At 75.7% G+C, this 15,843-nt stretch carries 13 protein-coding genes; 8 read left to right on the forward strand and 5 right to left on the reverse strand.

Translation table 11 applies throughout. The features are described 5' to 3' along the window. The first annotated feature begins 57 nt into the window (after positions 1-57). From EV188_RS27525 to EV188_RS27540, 4 genes are all read left to right on the forward strand, one after another. Complete coding sequence (locus EV188_RS27525) at positions 58-393, forward strand: chorismate mutase (RefSeq protein ID WP_133829537.1); 336 nt, start codon at positions 58-60, stop codon at positions 391-393. Between the two features lie 87 nt (positions 394-480). Next, positions 481-798 (forward strand): hypothetical protein, encoded by a 318-nt coding sequence (locus EV188_RS27530; protein ID WP_133829538.1) that lies wholly within the window; start codon positions 481-483, stop codon positions 796-798. Between the two features lie 251 nt (positions 799-1,049). Further along, positions 1,050-3,053, forward strand: a complete 2,004-nt coding sequence (locus EV188_RS32015; protein WP_166660123.1) for a hypothetical protein — start codon at positions 1,050-1,052, stop codon at positions 3,051-3,053. A 103-nt stretch (positions 3,054-3,156) separates the two neighbouring features. Then, entirely contained in the window at positions 3,157-4,854 is a 1,698-nt protein-coding gene (locus EV188_RS27540) for a serine/threonine-protein kinase (protein ID WP_279536775.1), read from the forward strand. Between the two features lie 20 nt (positions 4,855-4,874). On the opposite strand, the gene EV188_RS27545 is transcribed toward EV188_RS27540, so the two are convergent. Continuing rightward, complete coding sequence (locus EV188_RS27545; protein WP_133829539.1) at positions 4,875-5,555, reverse strand: response regulator; 681 nt, start codon at positions 5,553-5,555, stop codon at positions 4,875-4,877. Beyond that, entirely contained in the window at positions 5,552-6,922 is a 1,371-nt protein-coding gene (locus EV188_RS27550; protein ID WP_133829540.1) for an ATP-binding protein, read from the reverse strand. The genes EV188_RS27545 and EV188_RS27550 overlap by 4 nt, the downstream gene beginning before the upstream one ends. A 156-nt stretch (positions 6,923-7,078) precedes the next feature. On the opposite strand from EV188_RS27550, the gene EV188_RS27555 reads away from it, so the two are divergent. Both EV188_RS27555 and EV188_RS27560 read left to right on the forward strand, forming a co-directional pair. Beyond that, positions 7,079-8,290, forward strand: coding sequence for a PspC domain-containing protein (locus EV188_RS27555; protein WP_133829541.1), 1,212 nt, complete (start codon positions 7,079-7,081; stop codon positions 8,288-8,290). Further along, entirely contained in the window at positions 8,283-8,549 is a 267-nt protein-coding gene (locus EV188_RS27560) for a hypothetical protein (protein ID WP_133829542.1), read from the forward strand. Before EV188_RS27555 ends, EV188_RS27560 begins: the two co-directional genes overlap by 8 nt. 71 nt (positions 8,550-8,620) lie before the next feature. Here EV188_RS27560 and EV188_RS27565 read toward each other — a convergent pair whose 3' ends face one another. Both EV188_RS27565 and EV188_RS27570 read right to left on the reverse strand, forming a co-directional pair. Next, positions 8,621-10,555: a primary-amine oxidase gene (locus tag EV188_RS27565; RefSeq protein ID WP_133829543.1), complete on the reverse strand. Its 1,935-nt coding sequence runs from the start codon at positions 10,553-10,555 to the stop codon at positions 8,621-8,623. A gap of 45 nt (positions 10,556-10,600) precedes the next feature. After that, complete coding sequence (locus EV188_RS27570; RefSeq protein WP_133829544.1) at positions 10,601-12,073, reverse strand: APC family permease; 1,473 nt, start codon at positions 12,071-12,073, stop codon at positions 10,601-10,603. Positions 12,074-12,342: 269 nt separating this feature from the next. Between EV188_RS27570 and EV188_RS27575 the strand changes: the two genes are divergently transcribed. Together EV188_RS27575 and EV188_RS27580 are read left to right on the forward strand one after the other, a co-directional pair. Beyond that, complete coding sequence (locus EV188_RS27575) at positions 12,343-13,767, forward strand: APC family permease (protein ID WP_243742037.1); 1,425 nt, start codon at positions 12,343-12,345, stop codon at positions 13,765-13,767. Next, a complete protein-coding gene (locus EV188_RS27580) occupies positions 13,764-14,492 on the forward strand; it encodes an IclR family transcriptional regulator (RefSeq protein ID WP_133829546.1) in 729 nt (242 codons plus the stop codon). Before EV188_RS27575 ends, EV188_RS27580 begins: the two co-directional genes overlap by 4 nt. Positions 14,493-14,616: 124 nt before the next feature. On the opposite strand, the gene EV188_RS27585 is transcribed toward EV188_RS27580, so the two are convergent. Then, a complete protein-coding gene (locus EV188_RS27585; protein WP_133829547.1) occupies positions 14,617-15,765 on the reverse strand; it encodes a PucR family transcriptional regulator in 1,149 nt (382 codons plus the stop codon). Positions 15,766-15,843 lie beyond the last annotated feature (78 nt).

Raw genomic sequence — 15,843 nt, forward strand, 5'->3', positions numbered from 1 at the left:
GTCCGGGGTTCCTCGTGGAGCCACCCAACCCCGGACACCCCCTGGAGGCCGATCCCCGTGAGTGCTGCGACCAGCGACTCCACCCCGACCACCGCCGACGAGGACGCCGACCCCGATCGGGGCGCGGCGCTCTCCCCCGCGAGCGCCGAGGAGATCCCCGACCTGCGCGTGGAGATCGACAGCATCGACGCCGAGATCCTGCGGCTGATCCAGCGCCGCACCGAGATCTCCCAGCGGATCGGGCTGGCGCGCATGGCGGCCGGCGGGCCGCGGATCGTCTACAACCGCGAGATGGCCGTGCTGGCCCGCTTCCGCGACCTCGGCGCCGAGGGTCGCGAGCTGGGCATGCTGCTCCTGCGCCTCGGGCGCGGCCGCCTCGGCGGCCGCAGCTGACGAGCCGGGGACCCTGAGGCGCGACCCCGAACAACACGGGGGTCGCGGCGAGCACCGACCACACGCGTGTGGTGGCACTCTGGTGTCATGGGAAGCGTCATCGATCTGATCGCCACGATCGTCACGGTGCTCAGCCTGCTGGCCGCCGTCGGCTACGGCGGCTACCTGCTCATGATCTCGTCGGTGGCCTCCAAGCGCCCCGGGGCGTCGCACCTCGCGATCGACGCCCGCAAGCGCCTGCCGGCCGCGGGTGGTCTGGCCCTCGGTGCGCTCGTCGCACTGCTCCTGACGGGTGGCGGCATCCCGCTCGACGTCATCGGGCTGCTCGTCGGTGGCGGGGTGGGTCTCGTCGCGACGAACCAGCTCCAGAGCGCCCGCAAGCGCCTCGCCGCGCCGCCCCACTGAGCCGGACGGTCCGCTCCTCGCGCCGGACGGCACATGACGTGGTGCCTGTCCGGGGAACGAAGTGCTGTGTTCGGTCGCCCCGGGGGATACGCCCGTCCGGCGACCAGACCCGAACGATGGCCAGCCGTCGCCCGGACGACGTCTCCCCCGCCGGGTGACGTCGGAGTAGCCATTCCCTCACGCGGAGTGGAGACGACGTCACCGGTCGGGGACCCGGGACACGGACGGCAGCGGACGAGGAGCACGGACGAATGAACGAGCGTGAGGGGCGGCACGCGTGGTTCGACGACCCCGGCGAGGTCACGGGCGCTCTGCTCGTGCCGCCGACGGTCCCCCCGCCGGCCCTGCCCGCCGACGTCGACCCGGAGGGCGTCGAGACCGCGCAGACCCCCGGGGCCGACGACACCGGTGAGCACTGGGTCGAGCTCCTGCCGGCGCCCCGCCGGCCCGCCGACGACATCCCGGCGGCCGAGGCGCCGGAGCCGGAGCACGAGCCGGAGCACGAGCCGGAGCCGGTCGAGTCCCGCCACACCGACGGCATCCCGGTCACGGAGATCCTCGCCCGTCTGACCGGCCCGCAGCCCGTGGTCGAGGACAGCCCGGACGACGAGACCCCCGAGCCCGACGAGGAGCCGGACCCCGACTCCGACCCCGACTCCGCCGCGCTCGCCAAGGCCCTCGCGTTCGCCGCGGCCCTGGACGCCGCCGAGGCCCGGGAGACGACGCGGAGCACCTCCGCCGGCCGTGCCCCGCGGCCGCCGCGCGCCGCCCCCGTGCGCCCGCAGCCCACGCCCGGACGCTCGGCGCGCCGGCGCACCAACCCGTTCCGGTTGGGCCGCGGGCGGTCGCTGGGCGCGAGCACGGGCGTGTTCCTGGTCGCGGGCACGATCGCGAGCGTCGCCGGCCAGCTGCCCGGCCTCCCGATCGAGGACGTGCCCTACCCCGGCGACCCCCGCGCGCTCCCGCCCGGCGTCGCCCTGGTGCCCGGCCTCCCCGGGACGTTCGGCGCGCTGCCCGGCACGACCGTCGGCGGCGTCCCGGTCCCGGGCGTCACCCTCAGCGCCTCGGTCAGCGACCTCGGCCTCGGCGCACCCGGCGGCAACGCCGTCGCCGGCGGCGGTCTCGCCGGGGTCCGGGGCCCGCTCGCCGCCCCCGCCGGCGCGCTCCCCGGCGCCGCGGCACCGGGTGCGGGTGCGCCCGGTGCCGCCGGCGGCGGCGCCCCGGGTGCCGGCCCCGTCGCGCCCGGTCCCGGCGGCACGCCCGGGAGCCCCGGCAGCCCGGGCGGCACCCCCGGGAGCCCCGGTGGCACCCCCGGCATCGTCCCCGCCGTCGTGGACGGCCTCGGGAACACCGTCACGAACGTCGGGGACGGTCTCGGGACCACCGTGACCGGCGTCGGCACCACCGTCACCGGCGTGACCGGCGGGCTCGGGACCACGGTCCGCAACGTCGGCACCGGCCTCGGGACCACCGTGACCGGCGTCGGCACCACGGTGAACGGGCTGACCGGCGGCCTCGGGACGACGGTCGACGGGCTCGCCGGCGGGCTCGGGGCCATCGGCAACAACGACGCCCCCGCCGGGGACCCGGGCCTCGTCGGGCGCGTCGGCACCCTCGTCGGCGACACCACCAGCGGCGTCGCGGGCGCCCTGCCCGGGCCGCTCGGCGTGCCGGTGGAGGCCCTGGGCACCACCGTGGACACCACGGTCGGCACGGTCCAGCACCAGGTCGTCGCGCCGCTCGCCACGACGACGTCGGGGCTGGTGCGCGACACCGGCCAGACCCTCGGGACCACGCTGCACGACACGACCCACGAGGTCGTCGCGCCCGCCACGGGGACCGTCACCGGCGCCGTGCGCGACACCGGAGAGACCACCGGGACCACCCTGCGCACCACCACCCGCGAGGTCGTCGAGCCCGCGACCGAGACGGTCACCGGCGCCGTGCGCGACACCGGCCGGACCGCCGGGGACGCCGTCGACGACGTCTCCGCCGTCGGCCGCACGACCTCGCGCGTCGTGGAGGACACGACCGACCGGGTCAGCGACACCGTGGACGACACCGTGGAGGACGTGTCCTCGACCGTCGACGACACGAGCGACGCGGTCGAGGACACGACCGACGAGGTCGGCGACACCGTGGACGACACGGTGGACTCCGTGTCGTCGACCGTGGACGACACGGGCGACGCGGTGGAGGACACCACGGACGCGCTCGGCGACACCGTCGGTGGCCTGCTCGGCGGCGACGACTGAGCAGCGCCGCCGTGGGCAGGGCCGCGGGTGCTCGGGCGCGTGGTCGTCACCCGGTCGGGACCTCTACTGTGACCCCCGTGGACACACCGACGGGGAGCGGCCAGTGAGCTCTCCCCGCGTGGTCGCCGGGCGCTATCGCCTCGAGGAGCGCATCGGCTCCGGGGCGATGGGCGTGGTGTGGCGCGGCACCGACGAGCGCCTGGGTCGCGTCGTCGCGGTCAAGCAGGTGTTCCTGCACGCGGGTCTGGACGACCGGGAGGCCGAGGAGGTCCGCCAGCGCACCCTGCGCGAGGGCCGGATCGCCGCGCGCCTCCAGCACCCGCACGCGATCTCGGTGTTCGACGCGTCCATCGAGGGCGACGAGCCGTGGCTGGTCATGGAGTACCTGCCCTCGCGCAGCCTCGCCAACGTGCTGGGCGAGCAGGGCACGCTCGAGCCGCGCACGGTCGCGCGCATCGGGCGCCAGGTCGCCGACGCCCTCGACGCCGCCCACCAGGCCGGCATCGTGCACCGCGACGTGAAGCCCGGGAACGTCCTGCTCGGCGCGGACGGCACCGTCAAGATCACCGACTTCGGCATCTCCCGCGCCACCGGCGACCTCACCCTCACGCGCACCGGGATGCTCGCCGGCACGCCCGCCTACCTCGCGCCCGAGGTCGCCCGGGGCGACGACTCGACGGCGGCGTCCGACGTGTTCTCCCTCGGCGCCACGCTGTACGCGGCGGTCGAGGGCATGCCCCCGTTCGGCGCGGACGACAACGCGCTCGCCCTGCTGCACTCGGTGGCCGCCGGCAAGGTCGTGCCGCCCTCGCAGGCCGGGCCGCTGACCGCGCTGCTCATGCGGCTGCTCCGCAACGACCCCGCCGAGCGCCCGTCCGCCGCCGAGGCCCGCCAGGAGCTGGGCCGCATCGCGCACGCGGGCGGGCGGCCCGAGGAACCGCTCGGCAACCTCGTCCCGCTCGGCGCCCCGGCGGCAGTCCCCGAGGCGCGGCACTCGTCCGACCCGTGGATGCCCGGTCCGGGGGGCTCCGGCGGCGGCTCGGGCTCCGGCTCCGGCGGCCCGGCCGGTCCCCCGACCCGCCAGGGCATGCCCGCCCCGGACCCCCCGCCGCGGCGACGCCCGGCCCGGCGCCCGACCACCGCGATCGTCGTCCTCGTCCTGCTCGTCGCCCTCGCCGCCGGCGGGGTCGTCGGGGTCGCGCTGCTGTCGTCGTCGTCGGGCTCCGACTCGACGGGGGCGAGCGTCGCGGCACCCGGGGGCGCGGCCGCCGACGATCCGCAGGCCGCGATGGTGGCCGCGGTCCGCGACTACTACGGCGTCGTCACCGGCAACGAGGCCGCGGGCTGGGCGCGCCTCGGACCCAACCTGCAGTCGCAGGCCGGCGGCTTCGCGCGCTACCAGGCGTTCTGGACGACGATCTCGTCGGTCCAGGTCGTCGACGCGAGCGCCCTCGACGCCGACACGGTGCGCGCCACCCTCGACTTCGTGCCCGAGGGCCGCGAGCGCATCCGCGAGGTCCACGAGCTCGGCATGGTCCGCGGCCCCGACGGGCGCTGGCTGATCGACACCGACGAGAGCGTCGACGGCGCGAGCCCGCGGGCGGCGGCCACCGGCCTGCAGCTCGACACCCCGCTCGCGGAGGCCGCGCCGACCACGTCGGCGTCCCCCTCACGCGCGGCCGAGGACCACCACTCCGGGGACGACCACGGCGGTCACCACGGCGACGACCACTCCGGGTCCGACGACCACTCGGGTGACGACTCCGGGCACGGCGGGGACGACCACTCCGACGAGGGCTAGAGCCCGCTCGGACCAGGCGGTCAGACCAGGCGCCGGTCGCTCGCCCACCGCGAGAGCTCGTGGCGGTTCGACGACTGGGTCTTGCGCAGGACGCTCGACACGTGGGTCTCGACGGTCTTCACCGAGATGACGAGCTCGGCGGCGATCTCCTTGTACGACCAGCCCCGGGCCAGCAGGCGCAGCACGTCGCGCTCGCGGCGGGTCAGCTGGTCGAGCTCGGGGTCGACGACGCCGGTCGCGCCCGGGCGGTCGGCGAACGCGTCGAGCACGAACCCCGCCAGCCGCGGCGAGAACACGGCGTCGCCGGCCCGCACGCGCACGACGGCGTCGGCGAGCTCGTGCCCGGAGATCGTCTTGGTGACGTAGCCCCGGGCGCCCGCGCGGATGACCGAGATGACGTCCTCGGCGGCGTCGGACACCGACAGCGCGAGGAACACGACGTCCGGGTGGTCGGGGCGCGTGCGGCTGAGCACCGCGGCGCCGCCGCCGTCGGGCATGTGCACGTCGAGGAGCACCACGTCGGGCTTGCGGTGCCCGATGACGGCGACGGCCTCGTCCACCGAGCCCGCCTCGCCGACGACGCTGACGGTGCGGCGGGCGAGCGACTCGAGCTCGGCGCGCACGCCGCGGCGGAAGAGCGCGTGGTCGTCGACGAGGACGACGGTGACGGGCTCGTCTGGCGCACTCGCCGGCTCGGTCATCGGGACTCCTCCTGGGCGGTGGCGGGGGCGGGCGTGCCACGACGGCTGCGGGGCAGCACGAGACCGACCTCGGTGCCCTCGCCGGGCGCGGTGCGCAGGCGCACGCGGCCCCCGTGGCGGGTCATGCGGTCGCGGACCGAGCCGGCGAGACCGCGGCGGTCCTCGGGCACGGCGTCGGGGTCGAACCCGCGGCCGCGGTCGCGCACGAACACCTCGACGACGTCCGGCTCGACCTCCACGTAGACGTCGATCTCGTCGACGCCGGCGTGCTTGGCGGCGTTGACCATCGCCTCGCGGGCGGCAGCGACGAGCGCGGTGGTGTTCGGGTCGAGCTCGGTGTCGCCGACGACGACCGGCGCCACGCGGACCCCGTAGTCGTCCTCGACCTCGCCGGCGGCGGTGGCCAGCGCGGCCGCGAGCGTCGCGTCGGTCGAACCCGCGGGGCGTCCGGCGTCGCCGCCCGGCGGGCCGTAGAGCCACGCGCGCAGCTCGCGCTCCTGGCTGCGGGCGAGCCGGCGCACCTCGCGGCCCGCGACGTCCTCGCCGGCCTGCTTCTGGATCAGCGCCAGGGTCTGGAGCACCGAGTCGTGCAGGTGCGCGGCGATGTCGGCGCGCTCCTGGCCCCGGATGCGCTCGCGGCGCTCGGTGCCGAGCTCGCGCACCAGGCGCATCCACCAGGGCACGGTGATGACGACGACCCCGGCGAGCGTCGCGAGGGCGGCGAGGACGCCGAACTGGACCTGCCCGAGGTCGACGTTGCCGAGCAGGAACACCGCGATGCCCATGGTGACGAGCAGCGCGCCCGCGAGCAGCCGCAGCAGCCCGAGCCGGCGCCCGACGAGCCAGCGCGCCCGCCACCCCGTCTCGCCCTCGACGGCGGCGCCGCCGGTGTCGGCCTCGCGCCACACCAGCGCGACACCGATGACCACGACGACCAGCGGCCCGATCACCCAGCCGGAGAGCTGGCCGCCGAGCCCGGAGAGGATGAACGCGAGCAGCACGCCGAGCGTGGCCAGACCGAGGCCCTGGCGGCGCTCGCGGGGCGGCACGTCGCGCCGGACGCCGCGCGGCTCGATCGGGCAGAAGAGCCACAGCCCGGCGTAGGCGACGAAGCCCGCGCCCGCGGCCGCGACGAGCAGCACGAACACCAGGCGCACGCGCAGGACGTCGACGCCGAGGTGGTCGGCCACCCCGCCCGTCACGCCCGCGATCACCGCGCCCTGCCGGCGGCGCCGGATGCGCGGGATCGCCGGGCCCGGCCGGGTCGGCGGCTCGGTGGGGGTGGGGGCGGGCGTGGGGGCAGGCGTCTCCGCGGTCACCGGCGGGGTGCCGGTGTGCAGGGTCGTCGCCTCGTCCACGGGAACCATCGTCACACGTCACCGACCCCCGGTGGGCCCGGTGCGACCCCCGAGGTCCTCGGGGTCGTCTCGGGGGCAGGACCGGGGTCGCTCCCGGATTCCGGGGGCCGGACGCCCGCGCAGTCTCGGTACCCGGATCGACCGCACCGAGGAGGATGAGGCGTGATGAGCAGTCCGGGAGAGGGGTCACGGGCGCCGGCGGGGGCCGACGTCGGCGCGACCCTGCGCGAGATGTGGGCGACGCGCCCCGCGCGTCTCAAGGAGGACCGCAAGATCGGTGGCGTGTCCGCCGCGATCGCGCGGCGCTACGCGATCGACCCGACGCTCGTGCGGGTCGCGTTCGTCGTCACCGCGTTCTACGGCTTCGGCCTGCTCGTCTACCTGGCCGGCATGCTGGTGCTGCCGCGGGTCGACGCGCAGGGCCGGCGCGAGACGCCGGTCTGGGCGATCGTCGTCGGCACACTGCTGGGGATCGTGGCGGTCGTCGGGGCGTTCTCCGGCGACCTGGGCACGGTCATCGGGATCGTCACCGTGCTGGCCCTGGTCTACGCGCTGCACCGCAGCCGGGGGCACCTGCGCGACCCGCAGCGCCCGATCGTCACCGGTGACACGGCGACCGAGCCCGTGGAGGGCCCGGACGGGACCCTCCGCCCGCCGTCGTGGGACCCGCTGGGCGCCGCGCCGTTCGCGTGGGACCTGCCCGAGCCGGCGGCCCCGGTGCCGCCGAAGCCGCCGCGCTCGCGGCTCGCGCCGCTGACCCTCGCCGTCGCGCTGGTCGCGTCCGCGGTCGTCGCGGGGCTGGGCCTGCTCGGGCTCGTGCCGCTCGGCGTGACGGCCGTGGTCGGCACCGCGCTGGCCGTGGTGGGTGCCGGCCTGGTCGTCGGCGCCTTCCGGAACAAGGGCCGCAGTCTCATCGTGGCCGCGGTGCCGCTCGCACTCGTGCTGGTGGCCGCCGCGAACGACGACGGCCGCACCGGCCCGCCGCCCTGGGTCGACCAGTTCGACGGGTACCAGCAGACGGACGGCGCCGTCCAGACCCTCGGCGACGCGCAGTGGCGGCCGATGGCGAACGCCGTGGCGCCGGCCTACGAGACGGCCTACGGCGACGCGCAGCTCGACCTGCGCGACCTCGCGCCCACCCCGCCCGGGGTGCCGCCGGTGCGCACCCAGGTGCAGAGCGGCGCGGGCGACGTCACCGTGATCGTGCCCGCGACCGCCGACGTGACGGCGACGTGCGAGTCCGGCGGCGGCGACGCCGACTGCCTCGGGCGCGGCGCCGGCCCCGTGAACGACCTCGGGCCCGACGGGCCCGGAGGACCCCGGATCGACCTGCAGGCCGTCAGCGGCGGCGGGGACGTGGAGGTGCGCCGTGGATGAGAAGACTCCTGACCAGCCGTACACGATCCACCGCGACGTCGACGTCGTCCACGACCAGGACGCCGGCGAGTCCGCGCCGGCCACGCGGCCCGGACCCGACCCGCTCGGTCTCGTCGCCGGGCTGACCGCGATCGTCATCGCGGTCCTCGCCCTCACCGGCGCGCTGGCGAGCGTCGACCCGCGCTGGGTGCTCGTCATCGGCGCGGTCGGCGTGGGCTCCGCCGTCCTCTGGATGACCCTGCGCCGCCGTCAGACCTGACCCGGCCCGCAACGACTACTGGCTGGTATCCCTCGCTCAGCGAGGGATACCAGCCAGTAGTGCGTCTCGGGTCAGCTGTGGCAGTGCCCGTTCGACGACGGCGGCACGTCCAGCGTGGGGTTGCGGTCGAAGAACCCGACGGGCATCAGGCGGAAGCCCGCGTAGTCGACGGGCATGATCGGCCAGTCCTCCGGGCGCGGCACGTGGGTCAGCCCGAAGGTGTGCCACAGGACGACGTCGGCGCCCTGTCCGTCCTCGTCGAGGGACCGGTCGGCCGCGGTCCACTCCGGCAGGCCGGCGCCGCCCGCGTGCTGGTTGACGAAGTCACCGGCGGGATAGCGCTCGTCGCTGTCGTACGCGGTGACCCAGAGGTGCCGGGTCGCGAAGGCGGCGCGGCCGGCGACGACGGAGCTCGGGTCGGCGAGCAGCGTCGGGCTCCCCTCGGCCTGCAGCGCGTACCCGACGGGGCGGCCGTGGCGGTTGGTCGACCCCGGGTTGACCACCTGCCACGTGCGCCCCCGGCCCGGGTCGGCGACGCGCTGGGCGTCGGCCTCGCTGGTGAGCCGCGTGCGGGACTCGGTGAAGGCGTTGCCCCAGGGGTTGCCCTCCCCCATCGGCAGCGCGACGGCCTCGCACTCCTCGACGGCGTTGCGCGTGCCGTCGACGGCCATGTCGAGGCGCGCCGAGAACAGGTGCTGGTGGTACGGCAGCCCGAGCCCCGGGGCCACCTGCGTGGCGTACGGGTGCCCCTCGGAGGGATAGGCCGAGGTGAACGGGATGCCGGTCAGCTTCGACTCGCACGCGATCGTGCCGTCGAGGTACAGGTACCAGTAGAACCCGTAGTCGTAGTTGCCGATCGTGGTGAAGAACGAGATCACCATGCGGCGCTGACGGCGGGTCTCCTGCGCGTTCGTGAACAGGTCGAAGTGCTTCCAGAGGACGCCGTAGTCCTCCTCGTGCAGGCAGATCGCGTTGGTGATCGTGCGCGGCGAGCCGTCGTCGTCGGCCACCACGACGTCCATGTAGGTGATCTCGCCGAGGCAGTCGCAGCCGAGCTCGAGCGAGTTGGCGTACCGGGCGAACATGTACTCGCCGGCGTCGAAGTAGTTCTGCCAGAACCGGACCGGCGACGGGTCGGCGTAGGGCACCACCATCTCGGCGATCGATGCCCGGTAGACCACCGGGCGGCCGTGGATGCCGATCTGGTGCAGGGTCAGGCCCTCGCGCTCGTTGAACCCGACGCGCAGGTCCCAGCCCTCCCAGCGCAGCCGGTTGCCCTCGAGGGTGAAGCTGACGCCCTCGGGCTGGGTGATCTCGATGGGCTTCAGCGTCGTGCGCTGCGGCCCGACCTGCTCGGGGTCGTCGAAGTTGCCGGGCTCGTCGGGCACCGGCAGCGGCGCGTGGTCGATCACGCGGGTGACCTCGCGGCGGGTCAGGTCGACGTAGGCGACGACACCGTCCACCGGGTGGGCCCAGGGCGAGTCCTTCTCGTGGTCCTGGCGGAACCCGAGCACCCGCGCCATGCGGTGCCCGGTCTCCTCGGGGTAGTAGGCGCCGGCCGAGAGCGGCACGGCCCGCACCGTGGCCGGGTCGATGCCGCGGCGGCGCAGCGCGTCGCACCACTCCTGCGAGCCGTTGACGATCTCCTCCATGATCTCGAACTCGGAGTCGATGATCGGGAGCTGGCCGCTGGTGGCCGGGTCGAGCTCGACCGCCGAGTCGATCTCGCGGCGGGAGGCGGAGACGACGACGTCGCGCGAGGGCCCGCCGCTCATGTCGAGCAGCAGGACGCGGAAGCGCCGGTCGACGCGGTCGCCGTCGGCGTGGGCGAGGACCTCGGCCTTGGCGGGCTCCTCGAGGCCGGCGAAGCAGTAGCGGACGGCGTCGCCGAGCAGCCCGGCGCCGTCGAGGACCTCGCGGACGGCGCGGAACTCCTCGGTGGTGGCCAGGTCGAGCGGGTGGGTGGCGGCGCCGGTGTCGACGTGCGCGGGGGCAGTGGCGGTCATGCGGGCGGACCTCCTGTCGTGGGCGGTGTCGGGACGGGTCGCTGGCTAGACGTTCTCGCGCGGCGTGTCCCCGGGGACACCGCCGGGCGCCGCGGGGTCGCCGGACAGTGCGGGCTCCGCCGGCTTCCGCGTGACCGCGACGACGACGCCCGCGAGGAACACGACGACGAGCACGGCGCCGATCCCGAGGGCGAGCCCGGTGGAGCCGCCGATGAGCGTCGGGAAGTTCCGGATCGTCAGCGCGAGGCAGACGAGCAGGCCGACGAGGCCCAGCGCCGGCGCGATCCGGGTGTGCCACACGCGCCGGTCGACGCGGCTGCGGGCGAAGAAGGCGAGCACGGCGATGCAGGTCAGCACCATCAGCAGGAGGATGCCGAGCGTCGCGGTGCCGGCCATCCAGGCGAAGACCTGGGCGACCGGGTCGAGCCCGGCGACGGCGAACACGATCACGAGCGCCGCCGCGAGGATCGTCTGCGTCAGCGACGCGACGTGCGGCGAGCCGTGGCGGGCGTGGGTGCGGCCCACGGCGCTCGGGAAGGCGCCGTGGCCGCCGAGGGCGTACCAGTAGCGCGCGGCCACGTTGTGGAACGCCAGGATCGCGGCGAACAGGCTCGTGACCAGCAGGATCGTGACGATGAGCCCGCCGGCCGGGCCGAGCCAGTTCTCGAACGTCGTGAGCAGGAACGTGGCGGGGTTCGCGCCGGACTCGGCGACGGCGGCCTCGTCGCCCCAGGCGGAGACGATCGCCCAGGTCGAGATCGCGTAGAAGACGCCGACGATGACGAGCGCGAGGTAGGTGGCCCGCGGGATCGTGCGCTGCGGGTCGCGGGCCTCGTCGCGGAACACCGCGGTGGCCTCGAAGCCGATGAAGCTCGCGATCGCGAACATGATCGCGATGCCGACCTCGCCGGAGGCCACCTGCACGGGGTCGAACAGGGCCGTCGAGAGACCCTCCGGGCCACCGCCGCTGGCGAAGACGACGACGTCGAGGACCAGCACGATCGCGATCTCGGCGAGCAGCAGCACGCCGAGCACGCGGCTCGAGAGCTCGATGTGGCGGTAGCCGAGGACGCCGACGATCGCGACCACCGCGAGCGTCCACACCCACCATGGCACGCTCGGGCCGCCGAGGCTCGCGACGAGCTCGTCGATCGCCGCGCCGATGTAGCCGTAGACCGCGGCCTGCACCGCGGTGTACGTGGCGAGGGCCAGGAACGCGGCGCCGAGCCCGAAGGGACGGCCCAGGCCGTGGCGGATGTAGGTGAAGAAGGCGCCGGCGTCGGGGACGTGCGGGCTCATCGCGCAGAACCCCACCGCGAACAGCAGGAGCACGACGGCGCACAGCACGAAGGTCATCGGGAACGCGGCGCCGTTCCCGGCGCCGACGCCCAGCGGGATGGTGCCGGCGATGACGGTCAGCGGCGCTGCGGCGGCGATGACCATGAAGACGATCGAACCCACGCCGAGGGTGCCGGTGAGACGCGATGCCGGCGCGGTGGATTCGGCGGGTGCAGCCATGGCGACTCCCGGAAAGGAACGGAGGGGGACTCGAAGAATGTCGCGGGTCACGTTTGCGGAGCCGTTCCGCCCCGGTCAACCCCTCGTTGAGCTGGGCGGGGCAGAATGAGATCCGGACTCTCAGTCCGCCGCGGCACCGACCCGGGGAATTCTCCGAACGGAGAACGGGACGACCGTTCCGGCGGTCGAACGAGAAAACACGGTGTCCGATTCTCGTTCGGCATTTCTCGGTCCTTCGCTCGGCGGCCTCCGGGCTCTACGGTGTCGGCGTGACACGGATCCCGGGGCTGCGCTCGCGCTCCCCCGTGGCGGGGCTGGACCGCCGTGCGCTGCGCCCGCTCGGGGTGTTCGCGCAGTCCGTGGCGACCACCGCCCCGGCCGGCGCGATGGCCTCGACGCCGCTGCTCGTCATCGCCGTCGCGGGCCGCGGGGCGCTCTGGTCGTTCGCGATCGCGGCGGTGGTCGTCGGCCTCGTCGCCGCGTGCATCACGGCGTTCGCGCGGCGGATGGCGGCCGCCGGCGGCCTGTACAGCTTCACCGCCAAGGGCCTCGGTCCCGGCGGCGCGTACGCCTGCGCGGTGGCGATGATCGTGGGCTACGGGGTGCTCGTGGCCGTCGCCCTCGCCGGGGCCTCCTGGTACGGCGGGGCCCTGGTGGCGCGCCTGGCGTCGGGGTCCGGGGCGGTCGCCGTCGGCGCCGGGGTCGCCCTCGTCGTCCTCCTCGCGGTGACGGTCGCGGTCTGCGCGATCCGCGGCGTCCGCCTCGCCGGGCGGGTGATGCTGGTGATCGAGGCCGTGTCGATCGGGCTCATCCTGCTGGTGCTCGTCGCGCTCGCCCTCACGACGACGCCGGGCGCCCCGCCGCCGCTCGGCGTCGGGGGCGGTCTCGGCGGGGTGGCGGTCGGCGTGCTCCCCGCGCTGGCCGCGTTCATCGGGTTCGACAGCGCCGCGTCGCTGGGCGTGGAGGCCCGGCGGCCCTACGCGTCGGTGCCTCGGGCGATCATCGCGACCGCCACCGTCGCCGCGGTGCTCTACCTCGTCGCGACCGTGGTGGTCCTCGCCGCGCCCGGGGCCACCGAGGGGGCGACGAGCCCGCCGACCGGCGTGTCCGGCGGCGACATCGGGTGGGCCTCGGTGCTCATGGACCTCGGCATCGTCGCGTCGTTCGGCGCCTGCGCGCTGGCGGCGCTGAACACGCTGGTCCGCGTGCTGTTCTCCCTGGCCCGCGAAGGCGTGGCGCCCGCGGTGCTCGGGCGCACCCACCGTCGCCACCTCACGCCGGCGGTGGCCGTCACGGTGACGGTGCCGGTGATCGCCGCGGTGGTCGTCGTGGGCACGCTCGCCGGGGTGCCGCCCGCGACGGTGTTCGGCGCGCTGGTGTCGGTGGCGACCCTGGGCTTCCTCGCCGCCTACCTGCTGGTCTGCGTCGCCGCGCCCCGCTTCCTCGCCCGGATCGGCGAGCTGACCCGCGGGATCGTGGTGGCCTCGGTCCTGGCGTCGGCGGCGCTCGTCGCGATCCTCGTCGTGGTCCTGGTGAACGCCGGGACCGGGCTGCTGATCACCGTCGCCGCCCTCGCCGCCCTCGGGCTCGGCGGGTGGTTCGTGCTGCGCCGGCGCCGCGGCGCCGCCCTGCGGGCCATGGGCGTCTACGACGAGACCACGACCGCCGACGTCCTCGCCGCTGGCCAGCGGTGACCTCGCCGATCAGCGGGCGCCAGCCCCAGGCGGTGCGCAGCGCGCTGCTGATCCTCGAGGAGGTGGCGGCCGCCGGGGTCGGGATCACCGCGAAGGAGATCTCGGCGGCGCTGCGCATCCCGCCGGCGACGACCTACCGACTGCTCAACCTGCTCGTCGCCGAGGAGTACCTCGTGCGCCTGCCCGACCTCGGCGGCTTCGCCCTCGGGCGGCGCTCCGCGAACCTCGCCCCGCTGCCCCTGGCGACGCCGACCGCCGCGCGCACCGTGATGCGCCGCCTGCGCGAGCGCGTGCGGTGGGGCGCGCACCTCGTCGCGTTCGACCGCCACCGGATGCAGTTCCTCGACCCGGACCCCGACCACCCCCCGACCGACGCCGACGAGCTCTCCCGCCACCCGCACGCGAGCGGTCTCGGGCGCCTCCTGCTCGCCGAGCACGACCTCCCCGACGGCCCCCTGACCCGCCTGACCCCGCACACGACCGTCGACCGCGACACGCTGCGCGCGGTGCTCGCCGAGGTGCGGGAGAGCGGGTTCGCGCGCCAGTGCGGGGAGTTCCACGCCGCCCTGGGCTGCCTCGCCGTCGCCATCCGCGCGCCCGGCGACGGTCGCCTCGTCGCGGGCCTCGCGCTCACCGGCCCCGCCGACCGCGTCGCCGCCCCGAACGCCGAACTGATCGACCTCCTGCGCGACCACGCCGCCGAACTCGCCCCGCTCCTGGCGTAGCCGGTCCCGGTGCGAGCGATGCGGCATCGCTGGCGTGTGAAGCCAGGCTCGCCACATCCTCGCTCGCGCGACACGCCGAGCTGGACGTCGCCCGGGGTGTTCCAGCCTGGCGGCCACGCTGACGTCAGGTATCAGGAAAGCCCCCACGATCACTCGCGAGCGCCAGCAGCAGGACCGCGGCGTCGGCCGGCACGGTGACGTCGCGTCCGGTCAGCTCGGCGACGCGCCGCAGGCGGTTCAGCACCGTGTTGCGGTGGCAGAACAGCGCCGCCGCGGTCCCCCGCACCGACCCGTCGACGGCGTACCGCCGCACGGTCTCCACGAGGCGCTCCCGCTCCGCGGGCGCCGCGTCCCCGAGGCCCCCGAGCTCCGCGGTCACCAGGTCCCCGCGCACGTCCCCGAGGCGGGCGGCGGCCAGGGGGAGCCAGACCGACGCGAGGGTCCGCGGCTCGGCCGGCCCGCCCGCGGTGACGTCGGCGAGCTCCGCGGCCAGCCGCGCGCTGCGCGGGACGTCGGCGAGCCCGTGCGCCGTCGGGCCCACGCCGCACCGCACCCCGTCGAGCGCCGCCCGCACCGGCGCGCCCTCCGGCCCCGCCCACCGGGCGAGCAGCACGCTGTGGCGGCCGGTCGGCTGCACGTGGACGGGGCGGCCGTCGCCGCCGAAGCGGTCCGCCGCCCGCCGCAGCGCCGCGCCGTCCTCGCCGGCGGCCGCGACGACGAGCACGTCGTCGTCCTCGGCCATCTGCAGCGCGATCGCCGCGCGGGTCACGTCCTCGGGCGCGGGGTCGTCGGCCGCGAGCAGGGCGGCGACGAGCGCCGTGCGCTCGCCCTGGCGCTCGTGGGCCAGGATCGCCTGTTCCTCCTCGTAGGCGACGCGGATGCGCGTCGAGTACTCCTCGACCACCGACCACACCGTCTGGACGTGCTCCACCAGCAGCGCCGCCTCCTCCGGGGCCGCACGGGCGCGGAAGGCCTCCCAGAGCACCTGGAAGTCCTGGCGGACCGCGGTGAGCAGGTCGTCGAGCGGCACACCGCGCCGGGCCCGGTCCCGGCCGATCGCCGGGCCCACCGCGACCAGCCGGTCCGGCACGGGACGCCCGGCGAGGCGCCCGAGCAGGTAGGCGAACGTGTCGTCGGCGTCGGTCTCGAGGCGCTCGGCGGGCACGAGACCGCGGGCGTAGGCGGGGACGAGCCGCAGCCGTAGGAGGAACGCGGCGCGCAGCGCGTCGACGTCGTCGCCGACCTGCGCCACGAGGTCCTCCCAGTTGTGCATCTGCCCAAGCTAGAGCGAGAAGGACGCGACGAACACGCCTTACGCCGACCTCATCCCGGCGGGCAGGCTGGTCAGACC

The sequence above is a fragment of the Actinomycetospora succinea genome, from assembly GCF_004363095.1.
GTDB classification, from domain to species: Bacteria; Actinomycetota; Actinomycetes; order Mycobacteriales; family Pseudonocardiaceae; genus Actinomycetospora; species Actinomycetospora succinea.

Bases quoted from the DNA above. Each gene is read 5' to 3' on its own strand.
- EV188_RS27555 (WP_133829541.1), top strand. From the start codon at position 7,079: ATGAGCAGTCCGGGAGAGGGGTCACGGGCGCCGGCGGGGGCCGACGTC.
- EV188_RS32015 (WP_166660123.1), top strand. From the start codon at position 1,050: ATGAACGAGCGTGAGGGGCGGCACGCGTGGTTCGACGACCCCGGCGAG.
- EV188_RS27530 (WP_133829538.1), top strand. From the start codon at position 481: ATGGGAAGCGTCATCGATCTGATCGCCACGATCGTCACGGTGCTCAGC.
- EV188_RS27570 (WP_133829544.1), bottom strand. From the start codon at position 12,073: ATGGCTGCACCCGCCGAATCCACCGCGCCGGCATCGCGTCTCACCGGC.
- EV188_RS27585 (WP_133829547.1), bottom strand. From the start codon at position 15,765: ATGCACAACTGGGAGGACCTCGTGGCGCAGGTCGGCGACGACGTCGAC.
- EV188_RS27545 (WP_133829539.1), bottom strand. From the start codon at position 5,555: ATGACCGAGCCGGCGAGTGCGCCAGACGAGCCCGTCACCGTCGTCCTC.
- EV188_RS27565 (WP_133829543.1), bottom strand. From the start codon at position 10,555: ATGACCGCCACTGCCCCCGCGCACGTCGACACCGGCGCCGCCACCCAC.
- EV188_RS27550 (WP_133829540.1), bottom strand. From the start codon at position 6,922: ATGGTTCCCGTGGACGAGGCGACGACCCTGCACACCGGCACCCCGCCG.